Annotated in this window: 20 protein-coding genes and 1 pseudogene; 10 read left to right on the top strand and 11 right to left on the bottom strand. The window is 59.6% G+C overall.

Going from position 1 to position 19,555, the window contains the following annotated elements; genetic code table 11:
• A partial coding sequence (locus G442_RS22460; RefSeq protein WP_154660383.1) for an autotransporter outer membrane beta-barrel domain-containing protein occupies positions 1–2,901 on the top strand: 2,901 nt, incomplete at its 5' end.
• Between the two features lie 665 nt (positions 2,902–3,566).
• Here G442_RS22460 and G442_RS25195 read toward each other — a convergent pair.
• Both G442_RS25195 and G442_RS24490 read right to left on the bottom strand, forming a co-directional pair.
• Positions 3,567–4,088 (bottom strand): hypothetical protein, encoded by a 522-nt coding sequence (locus tag G442_RS25195; RefSeq protein WP_146882502.1) that lies wholly within the window; start codon positions 4,086–4,088, stop codon positions 3,567–3,569.
• A 52-nt stretch (positions 4,089–4,140) separates the two neighbouring features.
• Positions 4,141–4,375, bottom strand: a pseudogene (locus G442_RS24490) (IS5/IS1182 family transposase); the annotation flags it as partial.
• A gap of 411 nt (positions 4,376–4,786) precedes the next feature.
• On the opposite strand from G442_RS24490, the gene cynS reads away from it, so the two are divergent.
• Positions 4,787–5,242 carry a cyanase gene (gene cynS / locus G442_RS0114310; RefSeq protein ID WP_035376673.1) on the top strand — a complete coding sequence of 152 codons (456 nt, stop codon included), beginning with the start codon at positions 4,787–4,789 and terminating at the stop codon, positions 5,240–5,242.
• Between the two features lie 69 nt (positions 5,243–5,311).
• Here the strand turns inward: cynS and G442_RS22455 are convergent, their stop codons facing one another.
• The 5 genes from G442_RS22455 to G442_RS25190 form a co-directional block, all read right to left on the bottom strand.
• The gene (locus tag G442_RS22455; RefSeq protein ID WP_035376672.1) at positions 5,312–5,914 is read right to left on the bottom strand and encodes an acetate uptake transporter; all 603 of its coding nucleotides are present in this window, start codon (positions 5,912–5,914) and stop codon (positions 5,312–5,314) included.
• A gap of 155 nt (positions 5,915–6,069) precedes the next feature.
• A complete protein-coding gene (locus G442_RS0114300; RefSeq protein WP_246789464.1) occupies positions 6,070–6,792 on the bottom strand; it encodes a trypsin-like serine peptidase in 723 nt (240 codons plus the stop codon).
• A gap of 51 nt (positions 6,793–6,843) precedes the next feature.
• On the bottom strand, positions 6,844–7,281 hold the full coding sequence (locus G442_RS0114295) for a cytidine deaminase (protein ID WP_051292348.1): 438 nt from the start codon (positions 7,279–7,281) through the stop codon (positions 6,844–6,846).
• Positions 7,274–8,269, bottom strand: coding sequence for a UDP-glucose 4-epimerase GalE (gene galE, locus G442_RS0114290; protein ID WP_026398543.1), 996 nt, complete (start codon positions 8,267–8,269; stop codon positions 7,274–7,276). Before galE ends, G442_RS0114295 begins: the two co-directional genes overlap by 8 nt.
• A gap of 273 nt (positions 8,270–8,542) precedes the next feature.
• Positions 8,543–8,701 (bottom strand): hypothetical protein, encoded by a 159-nt coding sequence (locus tag G442_RS25190; protein ID WP_154660382.1) that lies wholly within the window; start codon positions 8,699–8,701, stop codon positions 8,543–8,545.
• On the opposite strand from G442_RS25190, the gene nagA reads away from it, so the two are divergent.
• Positions 8,681–9,790 (top strand): N-acetylglucosamine-6-phosphate deacetylase, encoded by a 1,110-nt coding sequence (gene nagA, locus G442_RS0114280; RefSeq protein WP_026398542.1) that lies wholly within the window; start codon positions 8,681–8,683, stop codon positions 9,788–9,790. The genes G442_RS25190 and nagA overlap by 21 nt on opposite strands.
• Positions 9,791–9,879: 89 nt before the next feature.
• Complete coding sequence (locus G442_RS0114275; RefSeq protein WP_026398541.1) at positions 9,880–10,485, top strand: glutathione binding-like protein; 606 nt, start codon at positions 9,880–9,882, stop codon at positions 10,483–10,485.
• Here the strand turns inward: G442_RS0114275 and map are convergent.
• Positions 10,478–11,278 carry a type I methionyl aminopeptidase gene (gene map / locus G442_RS22450; protein ID WP_051292347.1) on the bottom strand — a complete coding sequence of 267 codons (801 nt, stop codon included), beginning with the start codon at positions 11,276–11,278 and terminating at the stop codon, positions 10,478–10,480. The two genes, G442_RS0114275 and map, sit on opposite strands and share 8 nt — an antisense overlap.
• Positions 11,279–11,629: 351 nt before the next feature.
• Between map and G442_RS0114265 the strand changes: the two genes are divergently transcribed.
• Entirely contained in the window at positions 11,630–12,019 is a 390-nt protein-coding gene (locus tag G442_RS0114265) for a YidB family protein (protein ID WP_026398540.1), read from the top strand.
• 59 nt (positions 12,020–12,078) lie between these two features.
• Here the strand turns inward: G442_RS0114265 and G442_RS22445 are convergent, their stop codons facing one another.
• On the bottom strand, positions 12,079–12,969 hold the full coding sequence (locus G442_RS22445; protein ID WP_035376671.1) for a methyltransferase domain-containing protein: 891 nt from the start codon (positions 12,967–12,969) through the stop codon (positions 12,079–12,081).
• A gap of 104 nt (positions 12,970–13,073) precedes the next feature.
• Between G442_RS22445 and G442_RS0114255 the strand changes: the two genes are divergently transcribed.
• The 5 genes from G442_RS0114255 (at position 13,074) to G442_RS0114235 (ending at position 16,679) form a co-directional block, all read left to right on the top strand.
• Positions 13,074–13,892, top strand: coding sequence for a ComF family protein (locus G442_RS0114255; RefSeq protein WP_246789463.1), 819 nt, complete (start codon positions 13,074–13,076; stop codon positions 13,890–13,892).
• A gap of 167 nt (positions 13,893–14,059) precedes the next feature.
• Entirely contained in the window at positions 14,060–14,320 is a 261-nt protein-coding gene (gene grxC / locus G442_RS0114250; protein WP_026398538.1) for a glutaredoxin 3, read from the top strand.
• Between the two features lie 34 nt (positions 14,321–14,354).
• A complete protein-coding gene (locus G442_RS0114245) occupies positions 14,355–14,822 on the top strand; it encodes a DUF1178 family protein (protein WP_026398537.1) in 468 nt (155 codons plus the stop codon).
• Positions 14,803–15,318, top strand: a complete 516-nt coding sequence (locus tag G442_RS22440; protein ID WP_246789462.1) for a DUF2147 domain-containing protein — start codon at positions 14,803–14,805, stop codon at positions 15,316–15,318. Before G442_RS0114245 ends, G442_RS22440 begins: the two co-directional genes overlap by 20 nt.
• Positions 15,319–15,353: 35 nt before the next feature.
• Complete coding sequence (locus tag G442_RS0114235; RefSeq protein ID WP_026398536.1) at positions 15,354–16,679, top strand: lactonase family protein; 1,326 nt, start codon at positions 15,354–15,356, stop codon at positions 16,677–16,679.
• A gap of 128 nt (positions 16,680–16,807) precedes the next feature.
• On the opposite strand, the gene G442_RS22435 is transcribed toward G442_RS0114235, so the two are convergent.
• Entirely contained in the window at positions 16,808–18,994 is a 2,187-nt protein-coding gene (locus G442_RS22435) for a TonB-dependent siderophore receptor (protein WP_161628373.1), read from the bottom strand.
• Positions 18,995–19,164: 170 nt separating this feature from the next.
• On the bottom strand, positions 19,165–19,368 hold the full coding sequence (locus G442_RS25185; protein ID WP_154660381.1) for a hypothetical protein: 204 nt from the start codon (positions 19,366–19,368) through the stop codon (positions 19,165–19,167).
• Positions 19,369–19,555: the final 187 nt, after the last annotated feature.

Raw genomic sequence — 19,555 nt, 5'->3', positions numbered from 1 at the left:
GTGGGTTCACTGGCTCAGTCCAGCGGCGTGCATGACAATGCCGCGTTCGACATCTCGGGCGTTACGTCGGGTTCTTCTTCGATAAAGTCTCTGGACGGGAGCGGGGCAATCTCCCTGGGCGGCAATACGCTGATCTTGACGAACGCTAACAGCGCGTTTGGCAATACCTACTCAGGCGTCGCGTCCGGTTCGGGCGGCGTGGTGGTTTCCGGGGGAACAGAAACCCTTGCAGGCGATAATACTTATACGGGTGCTACGACTGTAGCGTCTGGCGCCGGCCTCAACCTGACTGGCGCTGTCGCCGGTGCGCTTGCGACGGCCGGAACGACGGACGTCAATGGCGGAACGGTTGGCGGCCTGACCACCAACACCGGCGCGCTGACGGCTGAGGACGGCGCGCTGGCCGACGTGACTAACAACGCGGGCACAGTCACGCTGACGAACAGCACGGCGGGGGCTGTGACAAACGCTTCGGGCGCCACGCTTGCAGCTTCGGGCGGCACGCTGGCGAGCGCCGTGAACAGCGGCACGATGACGCTGGGGCAGCAAAATGTAGTCAGTGGCGGCGTGACGAACAATGCGGGCTCCCTCACACTGGACGGCGACACGATTGGCGGCGTGCTGGCCGCCGATGGCGGGTCGTTCAACGTGACCGCCAGCAATGCGACGGCGGGCTCCCTGTCTGGCTCAGCCAATGGCGTTTTGGCCGGAACGCTGACCCTGGCGAACGCTGCGGACATCTATTCCGGCGTTATGTCCGGTTCGGGCGGCCTGACTGTTGCTGGTGGAACGGAAACGCTGACGGGGGACAATGCCTACACGGGGGCGACAACGATTTCCTCGGGCACGTTGCGGCTTGGGGATGGCGGAACGACCGGCGGCATAGCTGGCAGCTCCGCAATCCACAATGACGGCTCACTCAACGTGAACCACAGCAACACGCTGACGCTGTCCCAGATTATCGATGGAACAGGCAGCCTCGTTCAACAGGGTTCCGGAACCACCATCCTGACCGCAAATAATGCCTACACCGGCGGAACCTCAATTCAGGCGGGAACGCTGGTTGGCACGACCAGCTCCTTTGGTTCGGGCGCGATCGCAAACGCCGCCGCTTTGGTCGTGGACCAGAACTCCGATGGAGAACTTTCCAACGATCTGACGGGCGATGGCTCGTTCACGAAGTCGGGCAACGGCAGGGTTTATATTGATCGTGATGATTCTGGCTTCGCCGGAACGACATCGATCAATGCGGGCGATCTGGCGGTGAACGGTTCTCTGGCAGCGTCTGCAGTCACGGTGCAGGCCGGGGCGACCCTGTCGGGCATTGGGACCGTCGGAACTGCGTCGGTTGCGTCAGGCGGCATAATCGCGCCCGCCGGACAGGGATCTATTGGCGTTTTGACGGTGAACGGCGATCTCAGCATGTCGAAAGGATCCGTTCTGGATTCTGATGGCGTGGCGCAGACGGCCGGAGGCGCCCAGACGATCAATGGCGTAACGTATCAGCAGATGGAAAGCGATCTTTTGAAAGTCGCTGGCGTTGCGAACCTTTCTGGAGGAACTGTCAACTTTTCACTCGCGAGTGGCGGAGACCTGCAATACGGGCAGGTCTATACTCTTGTCTCCACAACTAATGGCGTCAATGGTCGGTACGATACCCTGATCACGAATCTGACCAGCGCTTATACGTTCCTGTCTCCAGGTCTGTATTATTCCGCTAATGACGTTGATCTTCTTCTGCAGAGGAACGACGTGAGCTTTTCACAACCCGCCGGGACGCGCAATCAGGCGCAAACCGGAGGCGGCATGGATTATCTGCCGTCAAGCAATCCGGCGGCGCAGGCGATGGAAAAACTGAACGGCGCCGATGTGCGGAAGGGACTGGACGCATTGTCTGGCGAAATTCACGCGTCGGCGCGAACAGCCATGATTGAAGACAGTTTTTTCATCCGTGAAGCTGCTCTGGATCGTCTGGCGTCAGCTGACTGCGATGGAACTTTTGTAGACAGCACGATCCGCACGGCCACCGCTCACGGAAAACCCGATAGCGGCAAATGCTATACAGACCGGCCTGTATTCTGGGGCGAGGCTTACGGCAGCCTTGGTCGGAATTTTGGCGACGGAAACGCCGCCACGATGAATCACACCACGGCGGGTTTCGTGATGGGTGTTGACGCTCCCATCGGGGAGACGGGGCGTATTGGCGCTCTTGTCGGATATGGCAGATCCACCTTTACTACGAGCAGTGGCAGAGCCTCTTCCGGTCACAGCAACAATGCGACGCTTGGCATTTATGGCGGTAATCACTGGGGGAAGCTGTATCTGAACCTCGGCGCGTCCTACACCTGGAATATGCTGAGCACCCGGCGAACCGTCAGCTTCCAAGGATATCAGGGAAATCAGTTGACGAGCAGTTATCTGGGCGGAACGTCGCAGGCATTTGCGGAGGTTGGTTACAAGATGCGCGGTCGACATGTGGCGTTCGAGCCGTTCGCAAACGTCGCCTACGTCAACATGATGGCCAACAGTTTCACCGAACATGGCGGCCTCGACGCGTTAAAGGGAAGCAAGATCGACACAGGCGTTACCTTCTCAACGTTTGGGTTCCGCGCGTCCTCTACATTCAAGACTGGTGCGACGGTAATTTCTCCAGTTGTCATGATGGGGTATCGACACGCATTTGGATTGACGACGTCGACGACGCACGAGATGTTCGCGGCCGCAGGAAACGGCGATATGGACATCGCGGGCGTTCCGCTTGCCGCTGATGCCGCCATTGTCAATGCGGGTTTTAGCTTGAAGGCGACAGACCGAATGGATTTGGGTCTTTCTTATGTGGGCCAGTATGGAGTCAAAACCATCGATAACGGCATCCGCGCACGTCTCAGCTACACGTTCTAGGCTCAGGACTCGTTGTGAGTGTTCGCAATGAATGCGAAACGCCAATTATAGAATTATTGTTGGCATTTCTGGTCGTGATTCGTACGAATCTCCACAGAACTAGATGAATTTTTTGAAACTAGACAGAAAATTCATTGGGAGGCTCTAGAAAAATCTTGTTTTGCTCTGATTGGAATTACAACCCATTGGTCATGCTTCAGTAGAAGAAGTCATGATTGGGTATTTCGAACGCCCCATCTCTCGCTTGTTCAAGGTGCTGTGAGGCCTGTTAGGCTGCTCCCGGAAAGGAGGCGGACGGCAGTGGGCTCTTCGCAGACCTTGCGGGCTCAATCTTCGATTCCAGAGAGCGGACATCAACGCACGAGTGCGAACGTTGGTCTATGCCTATCCCCGCGTGGCGCAGTGCTCGGCGGCCAAACGACTATATTCTACCCAGGCGAACGCAGCGCCGCGCACCCGGCCTCAAGAGGCCCGTTACCAGATCAACTCTCTACCCAAGCTGGTTTCGCCATTCGATCGCCTTGAGCATTGGCGACACCTCGACCTCCAGCCCATTGATGAACCGACATTCTCCTTTGGCGAGCCGATTTGTTCGAGTGGATAACGGGTATAAAACGCCGAAAGAGGCGATAATAGCTTTTGAATGGCAGTAACGGAAATTGAATTCATGGTGATTTCGCTGACATGTGAATAATGGATATAAACGGAATTTCGTGCCTTCTTTGCATTGTCATTTTTATCCCATTTAGAAAATTCAATGAATGAAGCTCAAATGTAACCATCGGATTAAATAGTTTCATTGGATTTTGCGCCAACGTGGCATCAAACAATTGCGCAACGTCTTCACATGTTATGTTTATGTAACGGCTATCTAAAGATATTCTCAATTTGTTGGTGATATTTAAATCGTTTCGCAGGATAAAGTATCTTACTGTGACAAAATTTGTTGTCAAAGATTTTATCCGCCCCCTATATTCAGTAAAAAACTCAGGCCGCGATATCTCGCTCCGAGTAGATGTATGTTCAAATTCTATATCGAGCATCTGTGAAAAATCATCTGTTAAATTGATGCTTTTTATATCTTTAAATTTTGACAGAAATGACATGAATTCACTTTTATTCTTCCTCTCTTCATCAGGACCAACCGCATTCACCAGTTTATAATCTGCTCGCAACCGACCCCGCATATTACTCTTCCTTTCGATTACGTCGCCTCTTGGTGCCTGATTCGAAAGTTTTTCAACACTGAGAATGCCTCACGGCCCGTCGTGTGAGCATGCAGGTTGAGACGATCAAAGCCCCTGCGGTTGACGAAGCGACGGATTTTTTCCCAGCCTTTAGCCAGTCGCCTGCAGCGACCAGGGCGTGCGGATGTTCGTTCGACGGCCCAACGGCGAGGCAGGATTTCAAAGCCCTTCATTGTGTCTGATCGCCTGATGATTTCAACCGTCCATTTTCCCATGCCAGCGAACGCAGCTTATCGAGATCATGCTCAATGCGTTCCGACAAGAGCCTCAAGAGGGTTTTGTCGTGGGGAAAGGACAACGACCTGTTTGGGTTTCTGATTGTCCAAAACGACGATTGTTTCAGTTATGGACCCGAAGCGGCAGTTCACTATGGCACTAACCCGAATTCGTTCGCAAGTAGAGCAGGAACAGAGGCACGTTCATTTACTCTCCCGACTGCCCGCACCGACATTGACGAAGACGTCCGTTCTCAATTTTTTGCTTCGAAGCGGACAGACCGCTCCCCGAAAAAAAGCGGCATGTTTGTGAGACGTGTGAATATCAAAGAATTTCACCGCCAACCTCGTCGTCTATCATGCGCTACACTCCATATGTCGGTCTCCCAGCCGGACCGACAACAGGGGAGGGAGGATATTGAAATGACTGTGTTCAAATGCAGGGAGGATGTCACTGGCGCGATCATCGCAGCCCGCGTCGCCAAAGGCGTCAGTTGGTGCGATGTCGCCACAGCCGTCGAGCAGAGCAAGGAATGGACGGTCGCTGCCTGTCTCGGGCAGATGGCGTTCACTTCAGAGCAAGCCGGGAAGATTGTCGCGCTGTTTGATCTCGACGAGACTGCGTTGCCATGGCTTCAGATTCCGCCGTCAAAAGGCTCGCTTTCCGGCGCGCCGCCAGCCGATCCTTTGCTCTACCGCCTGCATGAAATTGTCAGCGTTTTCGGACCGGCGATCAAAGAACTCATTCACGAGGAATTCGGCGACGGCATCATGAGCGCCATCGATTTCAAATTTGAAATTGCGCGAGAGGCCAACCCCGCGGGCGACAGGGTCAGCCTGAACATGAGCGGGAAATTTCTTCCTTACAAAGCGTTCTGAAGGAAGAGTTTTTACCCACGGATGCCAATGTGGCCGCGTCGAACCTGTGCCGACGCGGCGCCGGGCCGTTCAGGCTGCCGCTCGTTCAGCGGCCAGATGCAGGGTCGCCCCCTTGGGAGGCGCTCCCACAGGAAGAACTGCGCGGCCTAGTTGTTCCTCGATCACCTCGGCCATCGCGAGATATAGCGCCGATGCGCCGCAGATCAGGCCCTCGAACCCTGCGAAACGGGTGATCGCGACATTGCCTGTGGCTTCTCCCGCAGCGAGAAGGAAAAACAGGACCGTCAAAGACGCGAAGACAAATTGCAGGACCCGGTTGGCGCGCAAGGTTCCGATGAACATGAACGCTGTGAAGACGCCCCATACAGCAAGGTACGCCGCCATTGCAGGCGCGGTGGCCGCTGCGGCGAGCCCGAGCTTCGCTATGAAAATCAGCGCGACGAGAGAAATCCAGAAGGCGCCGTACGAAGTAAAGGCCGTCAGCCCGAACGTATTGCCCTTGGGGTATTCCAGCAGCCCGGCGCAAATCTGCGCGGCGCCTCCGAAGACGAGGCCCATAGCCAGCACCGATGAGTTCAGCGGCAGGAAACCCGCGTTGCAAAGATTGAGCAGAATGGTCGTCATTCCGAAGGCGGCAAGGCCAAGCGGCGCGGGGTTGGCGAGGGGTTTCATGACCCGATACTCCGGCGGCGCATCTCGTGTGACCCGACTATTCAGAGCATCCACGGGCGCTTGCCCATTCTTCTGCCTTTCGCCCTAATTTATCAACGGATGAGATAACTTCTATTTGAATTGTGGCGTTCACAAAATAGCGCACGCCCTGCGGGTCACTGTGACAGCGGTGCGGCGACGCCCCCGCGTCCGGGATTGGCCAAGGCCTGAATTCCGAGCGCTACCCAATGATCGCCTTGACGCGTCAGGACCGGCGCGCCGCTGCTGCCTCGTGTAGCCGCACAATCATGTGCAATCATTGGGCGTCCTGCCTGATCTGAAACGATGGCCGTAACGTGGCAGTTTTGGTCGCGGATCAGGATTTCCTGATAGTCCTGTTCGTAACCGCCTATTGCCACAGGCGTCTCAGGCTCTGGCAGAGCCTGCGCCACTTCCAGCGTTTGCTGCTTGTCTGCGACAGGTGCGTCGAGAAACAGGGTGGCGCGGTCGTAGGCCGCCGTCGTCGCCTCATTTCGCGGATCGTAGCCCGGCGGCACGAGGAAACGCCCGACACGGGCATGCGCGGCGTAACGTCCGCGACTATAGGCGCGCAGGAAATGCACGTCTCCGGGCTGAATGTAGCGCCCCGTTTTGGGAAGGTAGAGGCAGTGCGCCGCTGTTTCCACGACGTTGGGCGCAATCAGAAACCCGGTGCAGCGGCCGCCGAGCGCTGTCTGCACCCGCCCCAGAGCGCTCCACGGGGGTGTGTCGGGATTGACGATGCTGCGGGCGTCGGAGGCGCCGACGCCGGGGAGAGCAGGCGCTGCGTGGGCGGGATGGGGTGAGACCGCGAGCATCATTCCCATCAAAAACGCCGCCAGATATCGTCGCTTCGGCACCGCAGCTGAAGTCCTGATTAATGTAAAACGTAAGAAAAATATGTAGTTTCTTCAGCTCAGATTTTCAGGGCCAAAACTGTCGGGAAGCAGTTCCGCCAGACTGCGGACAAGCAGCACACGTCCCGAACCGTCGACCATTGTGACGTTCAACGTCGCGGCCCCGAACTCCCTGAGCTTCTGCCGACAACCGCCGCAAGGCGGGCAGGGCGCGCCGTCGCCGCCGCAGACGACGGCTTCGACGATCCGCCGCCCACCATTCGCCACCATGGCCGAAATGGCGCCCGCTTCGGCGCAGACGCCTTCGGGGTAAGCCGCGTTCTCGACGTTGCAGCCGACGAAAATGCGGCCGTCATCACATCGCAGGGCCGCGCCGACGTGAAAGCGGGAGTAGGGGGCATACGCCCGATCCCTGATCGCGACGGCCCCGCGTATCAGAGCATCGAGCGTCGATCCGGCATCGGAGTTGTCGGTCGATGAATGTTCACTCATCGCCATAACCTACCGGATGATCCTGCCGCCATGCGAGGGCGGTTGCGACCGTCTTGTCCAGTTCGGTGTATTCTGGACGCCAGCCGGTTTCGCGCATCAGCAGGGCAGGGCTCGCCACAAGGCTGGCCGGGTCGCCGGGACGTCGTGCGCCAAGGTTCCACGGCACGGTCAGACCACTGACGCGCTCCACACTGCGAATGACTTCGAGATTCGAGGCGCCGCGTCCGGTGCCGACGTTGAAGGTGACGCTACGCTCCTTGAGCAACGGCAACACGGCGAGATGCGCCTGCGCCAGATCGGAGACGTGGATGTAATCGCGGATGCAGCTTCCATCCGGCGTTGGGTAGTCCTGTCCGAACAGCGTCAGGGCGTCCCGCCGTCCAAGCGCCGCATCGATGACGAGGGGGATGAGATGCGTTTCCGGACGATGGTCCTCGCCCGCGCGTCCTAGCGGATCGGATCCCGCCGCGTTGAAATAGCGCAGGCAGGCGCTGCGCAGTCCATGAATCTTGTCGGCCCAGTAGAGCGCTCGCTCGACCACCAGTTTGCTCTCGCCGTAAGGCGAGCCCGGGTCGATGTTAGTGTTCTCGTCGATTGGCGCGTCGCCCGCCGAACCGAACAGGGCTGCGGTGGAGGAGAACACGAAGCGCTTGACCCCGTGCCGCACGCAGGCATCGATCAGGTTGAAACCCAGCGCGCCGTTAGCGGACATATACATCAGCGGTTGCGCCATGCTTTCCCCGACAAGGGAAAGGGCTGCGAAATGCAGGACGCCATCCCAGGGACCGTCCGCAAGAACGCTGTCGAGCAGGGGCAGATCGGCGAGGTCGCCGTGAACGAAGCGCACCTGCGGCGGTACCGCCGCGCGATGGCCGGTACGCAGGCTGTCGAAGACGACGACTTCGTGACCGGCGTCCAGCAGGGCGAGAACGACGTGACTGCCGACATAGCCGGCGCCGCCTGTAACCAAAAAGCGGGAAGGGGTCATCGGTGTCGATTTCTCCATTGGCGGCGGTGACTCCACCCCGCCAAGGTAGAGCGCATGTATCGGCGCGCTATCGCCGATCCGCTCGCCTGTGACTGGGCTGTCTCCGTTGCCGAAAAAGCGGGCGTCACCGGCGCGAAGGAAACGTCGCCGTCCCACCGCCCCCGTAACAATTCATGATTTTATAGAAGCACGAGCCCGGAGCGGTGTCATGCCCTTTGCCGGGCGAGGCGAACACGGCGTCAGTTCCCGGCAAAACAAAAATCGAACGAACGGCTACGAACGGCGGAGCGTGGTTCGCAGCCGATATTCCAATACCGCGAACGCTGTGGTGTAACCGCAACGCACATGCTGCGACCGCAGCACGAACGACCGCTGTTGCGACAGCACGAGCACAGGAACGAAAGCGCCGCCATGACGACCATCGAAGGGCATGTCGTACTCCCGGATCAGGTGCTTCCGGCACGCGTGACTTACGACTCCGTCATTCGCTCGATCGAACCGTTTCCGGCTGCGCCGCGTCGGTTGATTCTTCCGGGATTCATCGATGGACACGTACACGGCGGCGACGGCGCGGACACAATGGACGGGCCGGACGCGATCCGCCGCCTTTCGCGATTCCATCTTGCGCACGGCACGACCACCATCCTGCCGACGACCATCACGCGCCCCTGGGACGATGTCATGTCGGCGCTGCGCGCTGTCGCGGAGGTGAGGGCGCAGGGCGTCGAGAACGGTCCAGACATTTATGGCGCCCATCTCGAAGGCCCATTCGTCAGTCCTCACAAACTGGGCGCGCAGCCGCCATTCGCCGTCGCCCCTGAGCCGGCGCTGGTCGAAGAGGCCCTGTCCACGGGCGTCGTAAAGGTGGTGACGCTGGCTCCTGAACTGGACCACGCGGAAGACGCGATCGGCAGATTTTCGCGCGCGGGAGTGCGGGTCAGTCTGGGACACACCACGACCGATTACGAAGGCGCCGCACGCGCCATTTGCACGATCTGCGCGGCGGGCGGCGTCCCCGGCGCGACACACATGTTCAATGCCATGTCGCCGATAGAAGGCCGTCGCCCCGGTCCGGTCACGGCGTTGATCTGCAGTGACGCCGCCTATGGCGAGATGATTTTCGACACGCATCACGTCCATCCGGCGACTTTCAGGCTGGTCGAACGCAACATGCCCGGGCGCCTGCTGTTCGTGACCGACGCCATGCGCGGCGCGGGCGGCCCGGAAGGGGAGAGCACGTTGGGCGGGCAGGCGGTCATGATCCGTGATGGCGTCGTGCGTCTTCCCGACGGATCGCTTGCGGGCAGCGTCCTCACCCTCGACGTCGCTTTCCGCAATGCGGTGACGACCGGTGGCATGTCGCTGCCCCGCGCCGCCGCCTTGGTGAGCGGCAACGCGGCGCGTTACCTAGGGCTGCATGACCGTGGCCGAATCGCGCCGGGGCTGCGGGCCGATTTCGTCGTGATGGATGAGGACTTCGCTGTGCAGGAAACGCACGTTCGCGGTATGCGCACGACCTGAGACTGATGGCGCTACGCGCAGTCTTGCCGTATCCATTCGCCGCCTTTCCTGACGGGTAGGAAAGCTGTTCCGCAAGGATAGAGACCGAAATGAAGCTGTATTATAGTCCCGGAGCGTGCTCGCTCGCGCCTCACATCATTCTCAAAGAGATCGGCGCGCCGTTCACTATTGAGAAAGTCGATCTCCGGGCGAAGACCACGGAAACCGGGCAGGACTTCCTGAAGATCAATCCTCGTGGCGCGGTTGGAGCGCTTGAAATCGAGCCAGGCGTCGTCCTTACCCAGAACGCCGCGATCATGCAGTATCTTGGAGACCACAGCGATGTTGCGGCGTTCAAGCCTGCTTACGGTTCCATGGAGCGTGCGCGCCTTCAGGAAGCTCTGGGCTTTTGCGGGGATCTGCACAACGCGATGAGCGCGCTGTTCGCGCCGAATCCCACGGAGGAGGCGAAGGCCGCAGGCGCCGCCAAAATTGAACTGCGCCTTACGCAGTTTGAGGCTTTTCTGAAGCCTGGAGCGCCTTACATCCTGGGCGAGACGTTCACGCAGCCGGACGCCTACGCGTTCGTAATCCTGAACTGGGCGCGCGCCAAATCCTTCGACATTTCCCGCTTCGCTACGGCCGAGGCATTCAGGGATCGTGTCGGCGCCAGACCGGCGGTCATTGCTGCCTTGAAGGCCGAGGGGCTTATCTGACAGCCTGAATCGTCTGGGAGGACGCAGCGCGCTTCTCCCAGGCGGAAAGGGTGAATATCTCGAATCCGGTCTCCGTAACCGCGACCGTGTGTTCCCATTGGGCGGACAGGCCGCCATCCTCGGTTACGGCAGTCCAGCCGTCCTCGAGAATTTCGACGCCGTCGCCGCCAACGTTCAGGATCGGCTCGACCGTCAGGAACATACCCGGGCGCAGCACCGCGCCCCGTCCAGGCCGCCCGTAGTTCAGCACGTCCGGCGCTGCGTGATACACGCGCCCAACGCCGTGTCCGCAAAAATCCCGCACAACGGCGAACCGTGCAGACCGCGCGCATTTTTCCATGGCCCAGCCGATTTCGCCGAGTCTTGCTCCCGGGCGAATTAATTTGATCCCCGCCATCATGGCTTCATACGTCGCCTTGATCAGCCGCGTGGCCTGCGAACTGATATTGCCGACGGCGTACATACGGCTCGTATCGCCGTGCCAGCCATCGACGATGACGGCGAGGTCGATGTTCAGTATGTCGCCTGTCGAAAGAGTTCGCGAGCCGGGTATCCCGTGACAGACCTCCTCGTTCACCGAGATGCAGGTTGCGTGACTGTAGCCCATATACCCAAGGGACGCCGGTATGCCGCCGTTCGCGACGACGAATTCGTGGCAGATGCGATCCAGTTCAGCAGTAGTGACGCCTTCGCCTACATGTTCGCCGATCATGTCGAGCGCCGCAGCGGCGAGGTTCCCCGCTAACCTCATGGCGGCGAAGTCGGCTTCTGTGTGGATAACGATATCTCGCATGATTCTCTGTCGTCGTTTTGGAATAGGGCAGGCGACGCAGGCGATTGACGCCCACGACTCACTGATTCGTCGATTGGACTTTCGGCCCGGTGACGTCATCTGTCGAGATGACAGAGCGATTAGGGTCTGATCAGGGTTATCGCGCTGGCAATGAGCCAAAGACAACAGTATCTTTTGGCAGAATATTAAATTAACGGTAGTTTTGTATTGTTGTAATAAAAATTCGTGCAGCCCCATGTGGATGTACGGTTTTGTTTTAACGTTGACTGGTATGTCTGTGTCGGGAATTGGTAGCCGTATTACATTAGAGCAGGCATGGCGCGCATACCATGCTGACAGGGAGCATGGCGTATGAGCGGATTTCTGAAAGGCCTTAAGGACAAGGCTCTGAACAGTGTAACCAACAACGACGCGGTGGCTGAAGCCGTGCGTAAAATGTTGGCGTCAGAGCACGGAAAGGCGGGTGTCGAGCATATCGTCCAGCAGTGCGAGAAAGTCAGACTTGGCGAGAAGGCCCGGTGTTGGGCGAACGGCCAGCCGGCGGAGCCTTTGACGGTTGAAGAAGTCCAGCGCCTGCTGACTTCTGATCAGGCCAAATTTATCGCCAGTTGCACTGGATTGCCGCTTGCGCCTCTGCTGCCACTTATTGCGAAGACGCTGCCGGTCGCCGTCGAGCGCATGGCGGCCCGCGCTCGCGCCGAAGACGCCGCTGCTCCGGCGGCTGACGCCGCAGAGGCGTGAGGCCCGGAACGCGCGCTGGCGGAAGTTGAACCGGAAATTTCAGCCGGAGAAAGTTGCTCTCATTTCCCGTTTTTCGGTGCAGCGCTTGCCGCATCGCCAAAAACATCATGCAAGGACGTGCTGAACTGCCCCGGCGCCAGAGGCTTGGGCTGGCTGGCGGCAGGCGCCCAGGCGCTCATCACGGCCATGTGCAGAGGCACGGAGAGACTGTCTCCCTCAGGCGTTCGTGCCTGCAACGCCGCGAGCGCGGCGGGGAAAAGAGCCAGCGGCGGCGTTCTGTGATCGCGCAGCCGCACGGCATTGGTTTCGCCCGCCGCCCGCAGATCCTTCAGCAACGCCAGCGCCGTGCGGTATCGCAGATCCAGTGTATCGGCGTCGACGACCGGCAATGCGAAACCTGTGCGTTGCAGCAACGCTGCGCAGTCCCGAAGGGCCGGAAACGGCGACACCCGCGCCGATACGCCGTCGCGCAACGCGAGTTCGGTTTCGGCGAGCGTCTCCCGAAGGCCTGATAATGTCGGCAGGACCGGCATGCTGGCGAGAAACAGGCCGTCGGGCTTCAGGACATGCCGTATCTGCGCCAGAGCGCCCGGAAGGTCGTTCACCCAGTGCAGCGAGAGATTGGCTACGACGAGATCGAACGAAGCTGGCGCGAACGGCAGGACCTCCTCGTCAGCGCAGACGGAGCCAGGACCCGCCAGGCTCGCCATACGGGGTGAAAGATCGCAACTTGTGACCGCGACGCCGCGCGCCTTCAGGCCCGTGGCGACCGCGCCACGACCGCCGATGTCGAGCGCATGGGAGAAGCTGCGCGTGACGTCGTCCAGCCGTTCGAGCAACCTTTCGGCGGTCTCCTGCAGAACAGGCGACACGCCGCCAAGCGTCGCGGAAGCTCGATCCCGATGCAGGCGGACGGCCCGACGGTCGAAAATGAGATGATCTTCGTCCATGAAGCCACCATGTGCGCGCGCTCCGCGTCTGTGCCAAGAGGATAAGAGGCGCGCTGAGGGTATGAGCGCTGAGTGTCGACTTGCGGGCCTGCAGGAGAGCGTTGATGCCGATAATGGAATCTGCCGCTGGGGGCGCTCTGATGCGCGGCGCCCGCTCGGTCGGACGATTCGCGCTCGATCTGGTCCTGCCGCCGACCTGCGCGAGTTGCGGCACGGAGGTCGATCGCGCGGGGGCGCTCTGCCCTGACTGCTTCACGCGGCTGCGTCTGATCGGTGCGCCACGCTGCGACCGTTGTGGCGTCCCTTTGGCCGCAGACTCCCATCTTGGGGCGACGTCATGCTGCGTTCGCTGCGAGCGTCGGCCCCCGGTCTGGTCGCAGGCCAGGGCGGCCTATGTCTACGACGACGCCTCGCGGGATTTGATTCTCGCATTGAAATACGCTGATCAGACGCAGAACGCAGCCTTCCTCGCGCGGCAAATGGCGCGAGCGGGGGCTGATATGCTGGCGGACGCCGATCTGCTCGCACCGGTGCCCGTGCATTGGCGTCGTTTGCTCCAGCGCCGCTACAATCAGGCCGCGCTGTTGGCCCGAGCCGTCAGCCGAATGTCCGGCGTTCCGGCGCTGGTCGACGCTCTTCGGCGCCCGCGCGCTACGGCTCGCCTTGTCGGGTTTTCCGCTGCCGCGCGGGCACGGGAAATGACCGAAGCCATTACGATCAACCCTAAGCGGCAGGCCTTGCTGGCGGGCCGCAGAGTGGTTCTGGTCGATGACGTGCTGACGACCGGGGCGACGGCTTCAGCATGCAGCGCCGTGCTGTTGGCTGCAGGCGCTGCGAGCGTCGGGATTCTGGCCGCAGCTCGCACGCTACGCCCTGAAACCGAGGACGCGGATGCGCCCGCATGGCTGGACGAACGGCTGTAAGATCCGCTCGTTACGCGTCATATGCATGGCGCCTGTGACAGAGGCGCAAGACAGGGTATGGTGTAAAGCAGATCGCTCGTTCCGACGTATGGCCAGACGCGATGTCGAACGACACGCGCGCTGAAGCGCCGACAGATGCGTCGGGGCGAGAAAATGCCGGAGTTACGATGCCTAGCGTAGAGATTTACACGCAGCCGGGTTGCCCCTTCTGCCACCGCGCCGTCGCCTTGCTCGAGCACAAGGGCGTTGCATTCACCGAAATCAATGCTCCCCGGGGAACGCCGGAGCGTGAGACGGCCATACAGCGTTCAGGCGGACAGACCACTGTTCCGCAAATTTTCATCGACGGGCAGGGGATTGGCGGCTGCGACGATCTTTTCTCCCTGGAGCGGCGTGGGGCGCTCGATCCTTTGCTCGGTCAGGCCTGAGCGCCATGGGGGGATTGCGCGGGAGTGCGGGGCGGTGATTCATTATCAGCTGCGGTGCGCAGCCGGTCATGAATTCGAAGGGTGGTTCCGTAACTCGACAGCCTTCGACGATCAGGCGGCGCGCGGCCTTCTTTCCTGCCCGCAATGCGGCGCGAGCGACGTCGTGCGGGCGCTGATGGCGCCGTCGGTCGTCACGGCCCCGTCTCGCGCCCCTCAGGCCGCCATGCCGTCTCCTGGCTCGGGTGAAGTTCAGGCGTCCGGCCACGCAACAGGCGCGATCCCGGACGCGTTGCTTGCCGCCCTGCAACGTCTGCGCCGCGAGGTCGAGACAAATGCGGAGCATGTTGGCGACAGTTTCGCAGATGAAGCGTTGCGTATGCACCGCAAGGAAGCTGATGAGCGGGCGATCTATGGCAGCATGTCCGATGAACAACGCGAAGAGCTGGAAGATGAGGGCGTCCCATTCCAAAGCATCCCGTGGGTTGCACGCTCTGACGGCTGATAATTTCCGGCGCGCGACGTTCGCCCTTTTCGCGCTTGCGGCGGCAGACGTATCCTCCGCCAGCGCACAGCAAGAGGTCGCCAACGCCACGCCAACGGCTGCGCCGCTCGACCCCGGAACGCTTGGGGGGCTGTGGCTGAGTGAGAAGCATGACGGCGTGTTCAGTATCCGCAGTTGCGGCGATACGATCTGTGGCGCCCTTGTCGGGATGCAGTACGACGGCCCTGAGATTCCGCGTGGCAAGCACGGTCAGTCCGAGTGCGGCCTGACAATGTTGACGGATTTCAGACCAGGCGACGACGCGTCCGGCCGATGGGAGGGGCATATTCTCGACCCGGACTCCGACAAAACCTATGACGCGCAAATCTGGTCGCCGCGCCCGAATGTGATGAAGCTGCGTGGTTACGTGGGTATACCCCTCTTCGGTCAAACGCAGACATGGACACGTTACTCTGGACCAATAGGGGCCGCCTGCAAGTTGCCGGAAAACCCCTGAATTACGCGTGCCAGACAGGTCAATAAGGAAGAACAATGGAAAACTGGAATATCAGCCGTCGGGTCCTCGGCTCATCACTTGTCGCCGCTGGGGTCGCTGGCGCCGCATGGCGTGCATCGGCGGCAGCTCCGAAACCTGCGGCGCCTCCGCCGACGCCTCCCGCCGAACCCTTGCCCGCAGGAGCGCTGCCCAAGACTACGCCAGAAGCCGCAGCGGCGCAGTCAAGCGGAGAGCGTGTGTTGTGCTACGTTGGGGGTTACACGAAGCACGGGCCGCCGGAAGCCAACGCGAAGGGCGTGACGTTGTTCGAGATGAATCCGGACAACGGCGTGCTGACCCATCTTTCCGTGTTCGAAGACACCGACAATCCGTCGTTCCTCGCGCTCTCCCATGATCGCCGCTTTCTTTACGCCTGCAACGAACTGGAAGATTACGGGGCGAACAAGGACAGCGGGGCGGCGACGGCGTTCTCCATCGATCCGCACACCGGCGTGCTGACGAAGCTGAACACCGTGACGTCGGCAGGCGCCAATCCGGCGCATCTGAGCGTTCATCCGTCCGGCCGCTTTCTGCTGGTCGCCAATTATTCCAGTGGCAGCGTCGCCGTCATTCGAATCAAGGACGATGGAAGCCTTGGCGAGCGAACGGCCCTCGTGAAGAACTCCGGGCCGCGCATGCCTGAGCGGGCGAAGGACAACCCTCCCGGAAATTACGCTGTCAGCGACCATTCCGGCGCCCATGCGCACATGGTGCAGGCCGATGTGGCGGGACGTTTCGTCCTTGTCGCCGACGCCGGGCTCGATCGTATCTACGTGTTCACGCTCGATCCCGACCACGGAACGCTGACGCCCGCGAAAATACCGTTTCACGCAATGGAGCCGGGCTCGGCGCCTCGGCATTTCTGCTTCAGCCCGGACGGAAAGACGATCTACATTCTGGGCGAGCAGAATTCCCGCGTGGTCGTCGCGGATTATGACACCGACACCGGCGCGATCTCGCCACGTCAGAGCATCTCCACCGTCACGTCGCATTTCCGAGGCAGCACCATCGCCGCTGGAATCATGCTGCATCCGAACGGAAAATTCCTTTACGTCACGAACCGTCTGGGCAACTCCATAGCTGTGTTCGGCGTCAAGCCCGATCGTTCTCTGGCGCTTCTGGACGAGGTGTGGGCGCGTGCGGATTACGGACGGTCGCTGAGCTTCGATCCCGCTGCGAAATTCCTTTTCGTCGCCAACCAGCGCAGTGATTCGATCACCTCGTTCAAGGTCGATCCGACGACAGGCGCGCTGGATTTCACCTGGACGTTTACGCCCGTTGGAACGCCTACGGCTTTCGCGTTTACGACCACCAAGGCCTGAGGGCGCCTTTCACAAGGCGAGCAGGTTAAAATTTCTTGCCGCGAGACGCGCCTGCGTTCCCCTGGGAATACGGGCGCGTTCTTCGTTGGCGGGCGTTGTGACGTGAAACGGCTTATCGCGGGTGAGCGCTACCAGCTTGCGCGAACGCTACCGAGCACTTGCCTACGCTGCCCATAATAACATGTCGTCGTTCCCGAGCAACTGGCGACATAGGTCTTGTCAAACAGGTTGTTGATATTCAGTCCGATGCGCCACCGGTTGCTTCGTCCAAAATCATAGTGGACGGCGGCGTCGAAGAGGGTGACAGCCGGTGTTGCGAACGTATCGTTGTTGTCGCCTTCTATGTTGCCGATATATCTCATCCCCATGCCAACACCCAGGCCGGTCAAAGCAGGCGCCAGTCCGGGCTGCATCTGATAGTCGCCCCATAGAGAGACGGTATTACGTGGGATAAGAGTCGGGCGCTTACCGTTCTGACCTATGGTGGATTTACGTATAACCGGATCAAGATACGTATAGGCGAAGACAAGGTCGAATCCTGATCCAAGGCTGACGTTCGCAGAGGTTTCAAAACCTTTGACGCGGATTTCTCCGGTCTGGATCGTGTTCAGCGCGTTTGATGGATCGGTCTGGCTCACATTCGTCTGAGTAAGGTCAAAGAGAGAAGCCGTCAGGAAGCTCGACTTATCCTTCGGCTGATATTTCGCGCCGACCTCCACCTGTTTGCCGTAGGTCGGCTTGAAAGCCTGCCCATAGAAATTGACGCCCGTAACCGGCTGGAAAGAGCGTGCATACGACGCGTAAGCCATGAGGCCGAATGGGAAAAGATAACCGATGCCCCCGCGATAGGTGAAAACTCCGTTGTTCTGGCCACTTGTGACTGCGCTCGAACTGGTCGTGGTCAAGGTCGCAGTATTCGTCCAGTCGTAACGCCCGCCGAGGTTCACCAGAATGCGGTCCGTGATTTTGATTTGATCTTGAAAATAAAGTCCTTTTTGTTCTGATTGCTGGACGATGTGGGTCGTCATTTTAATGGCGGGCTGGATTGTATAGACCGGATTGAAAATATTGAGCTGCGTGCCGGTCGTGTAACCATAATCCTGAGCAAGATCGTAACGAGAATAATCGAATCCGAGTAATACGGTCTGATCCACTGGACGGGTATGAATATGACCGACAAGACGACTGTCGGACGTGTATAATTGCCCAGACGCCACCTCACGAAATGCAAGACGGTTTATATGGATCATGTCTGCGCTCAGGCTGGTGCTGTAGGCCTGCGACCAGTTCAGATCGAGCCCGAGATATCGGAAGCTCTGCTGAAAGCGCCAATTGCTGTTGAAACGATGTTCGTAAAGAAAGCCGATCGCGTATTGGTTCCGATCCCACTTGTCGAGATCAGGTGATCCAAGGAAGCTGGATGTGCTCAGCTTTCCATTCGGATTGTAAAGCGCCGTCCCATAGGCTGGATAGAACTGATCCCCTGACGTATGATCATGCAGATAAGACGACAGGAAGGTGAAATCGTCCTTCGGGGTGATGTGCCAGGTAAAAGAGGGCGCAACATAGATGCGGTTGTCCTTCACATAACGGACCTGAGTGTCCGCGTCGCGCACCAGCCCGACAACGCGCCCGTCCACTGATCCCCCGGTTCCCGGGATAGATCCGGTCATGTCGAACTGCCCCTGGTATCGCGCCCAGGAACCGGCGACGAACTGCAGTTCATGATACGGCGTGGAACTTGGCTTCTTGCTGACCATGTTTACCAACCCACCCGGCGCCGCCTGCCCGTAGAGCACCGAGGACGGTCCATTCAGCACCTCTACACGGTCCAGCCCATATTGCTCCTGAACGGGGCCGGTCGTGCCTGCGGTAAGACGCATGCCATCGAGGTACATACCATACGTCGTAACATCGAAGCCGCGGATGCGGATCCAGTCGAAGCGGGAGTCCGCGCCATAGGTATCCGGATTGACGCCCCGCGCGTAGCGCAGCGCCTCGCCGATTGATTGCACCAGACGTTCCGTCATGAAGGCGCGGGTGACGACCGATACGCTTTGTGTCGTCTCCAGAAGCGGAGTGTCGGTCTTCGTGCCCGCCGACGCGTTGGTTGCGACCATGCGGCGGCCGAGAACATTAATGTTCTCGGGTTTTGCGACTGCTGGGACGCCGTGAAGCGGGGGGCGCGAAGTTTTGCTGCTTGTGCCTGATGGGGAAAGGGGCGCCGCCGTTTTGCCGACGACCTGTTGAGGGGCGCGTGCACGGACGTACCCGACATGGGAGGCTTGTGCGTGACCGGCCATAAGTCCGGTCATGGCTGCGCTGCTGAGGAGAAATTTTTGAACCGTCTTTACATGCAGGGAAAATCTGAGAGCGAGCATCGGCTTCTTTTGCATTTTGTGACCGTCGCAAAGGAGTCATCCGCCAAAAACGGCCCCGAGTTATTATTGCAAGTGATAGTGATTCGCAACATAATATGACGAAGCTAAGCCTGACGCCTGAATCGGCAAGACGACCACGCCGACGTTGCGGCGCGGGGTGAAGGCGTCGCTGAAGCGGTCTTGTCTTGTGCGGCATTCATGACGAGAACGTTCGACAGCGATACTGCTTCGACAGGATTGGGGCGCCGTCCCCAATGCCGCCAGTTCGTGCGGCCTCGAACAGCGACATGCGCCACCTGTAGCCGCATGATCCCCTGACCATGCGGTTGTCGGAGGTTTCGGCAATCGGCCGGATCCCGGTCTGATCAGGTCCTCCGGCGTTCTGGAGGACCTCAAGGCAGGTTCAACCGATTTCAGGGAGCCCGATCATTCGTAGCGTAGAGAGAACGCAAAGCGCGCGAAACAATGCAATCACGGAGGCTCAAGCCCCGAACG

It is taken from the genome of Acetobacter nitrogenifigens DSM 23921 = NBRC 105050, assembly GCF_000429165.1.
In the GTDB taxonomy this organism is placed as follows: Bacteria; Pseudomonadota; Alphaproteobacteria; order Acetobacterales; family Acetobacteraceae; genus Acetobacter; species Acetobacter nitrogenifigens.
Note: the sequence above shows the minus strand (reverse complement) of the source record. Positions and strands in the feature narration are given on the sequence as shown.